1 protein-coding gene is annotated in these 1,972 nt (G+C 59.2%); it reads right to left on the bottom strand.

Annotated elements, in window-relative coordinates:
* Positions 1-65: 65 nt before the first annotated feature.
* Positions 66-1,972, bottom strand: a 1,907-nt coding sequence (locus tag RW092_RS01290) for a dynamin family protein (protein WP_316009306.1), incomplete at its 5' end; no start/stop codon positions are given.

Below are 1,972 nucleotides of genomic sequence, written 5' to 3'. Positions count from 1 at the left end.
AGTACAAACAATTTTTCTGTAATTTCTCATGTCAGGTTTGGTGCAAGGCTAGTGGTGAAACCGGCCTATTTATCATAAAAAGCTTTCATTTCCTCCACATCCCGCCCGATTTGATCAAGGATGCTTTTCCAATGCGTCAGCTCCTCCGGAGAGACTTTGGAACCTTGAATACTCTGCTCCCATTCCGTCCATAAACCGCGGAACATTTCAGCGGTATGCTCCTTCCGCAACGCGATTTCACGCTCATAATGCTCCTGGAAGAAGGTTTCCATCTCGTTAACGATCGCCTTCAGCTTGGCGAGCAGGGGCTCCTCCAGCTTCGCCCGCAGCTGCAAACGACCGCCGCCTTCAAAGAACGCTTTGGGATTTTTGAAATACGGCCAATAGACTTCCGGCGCCAACGATCCGCTGTCCAGCAAGCCTTCCGGAATCGCTGGCGTATTCCAGCTCGTTTCTGCGCTGGAATAGCTGAGCGGCATATCCAGGGCCGCCTCATACCGACGGCACCAGCCTTCAGCTTCCCGGCGAAGCAGCGCCTCCGCTTTGCGCTCCAAGCGAAGCGAGGTCGCAAGCAGCTCCCGCTCCAATTCCCCTGAAACCTGATCCAGCCACCCGCGCAGTGCAACGGTAAAGTTCTGTTTCAACGAACCGTTATGCTCCTGTAACAAGGAGGGGTGGAAAAATTCCGCAAACAACTCCAGCGCCTGCAGGCGTACCCGCTGCACGACATGGAACAGCAGCTCGGCGTTCTCCTGGCTCCATTCCCGACCGATATCGACCTGAAGAAACTCGGCAACCGCCTGCTCAAACAGATCCCGGCGACCACGCAAGGCGGCAAGCTGTTGCTCCGCATTTTCCGCGCTTTGCCCAGCAGCTTCCGTCCATTTGGACAACCGTTCTTGCATCTGCTTCATCATTTCCACCGCGGACGACACCGCCAGATTCCCAAGATCCTGCTCCAGGAACGTCGAGAAGCGTTGCCGGAACAGGGAGAAGCCTGGGTCCTCCGCCGTATTCTCCCGTCTTGCTGCCATCGCTCGCATACTGGAGACCGCATATACGTTGGGCTGCTGGATTCCGGCGCTGCGAAGGCCGTCCCTTACATGCTCCACAACAGCCGTCAACTCTTCCTCCGAAGACGCCAGATCGGCGGCATTGACGACAAAGAACATTTTGTCGAGAGCGAAGCTGCCCTTCATTCGTCCCAACTGGCTCAAGAGCTGCTTATCGGAGCGCGAGAACGCGTGGTTGTAATACGTCACGAAGATGATCGCATCGGAATCCTTCATATATTGGAACGTAACCCCTGTATGGCGAGCGTGGATTGAATCGGCCCCCGGGGTATCCACCAGCACGATACCTTGTTCCGTTAACGGACAACGGTAATAAAAATCGATTTCCGCCACGAAGCAGGCTTTCGTCTCGTCTGCCGCATAGCTGCGGAATTGCTCGGCTTCCACAACCTCCACCTGTCCGAGCCGATCGGCGGATTCTGCCCAACCGGCAGCGGCGGCCTGCAGGAAGCTGTAATGCGCCCGGCCGGCCGCCGGAATATCTTCGGGCTTCAAGCGCCGGACCGCCTCCATCCAAGCCGTCTCCTTCCATTCCCCTAAGCCTAGGGCTTGGAAGGAGTAGGCCAAGTCTTCGCGGATCGCCTCGGGGCTCTTGAATTTGACGGCGGCTGTGTTATGGCGCTGATCGTCTGCCGGCGCCATCACGCGGATGATCGCCGCGGTGGTCGGATGCGGCGAGACGGGCAACACCGCTTCGCCAAGCAAGGCGCTGGCGAAGGACGATTTGCCGGCGCTGAACGCCCCAAACAGCGCCACGGTGAACACGCCGTCGCGCAGCTCGGCAGCGCGACGGGTCAGCGCCCGCACCCCGGTGCCAAAGGCCGGGTGGGGAGCCAGCCGCTCCGCCGCACCCGCCAGGCGTGCGGCGGCGGCCAGCGCGCGCCCGCGCGCAGGCGCAG

The sequence above is a fragment of the Paenibacillus sp. 3LSP genome (assembly GCF_032465655.1).
In the GTDB taxonomy this organism is placed as follows: domain Bacteria; phylum Bacillota; class Bacilli; order Paenibacillales; family Paenibacillaceae; genus Fontibacillus; species Fontibacillus barengoltzii.
The sequence above is the reverse complement of the archived record's forward strand: the minus strand, read 5'-3'. Positions and strand labels throughout refer to the sequence as shown.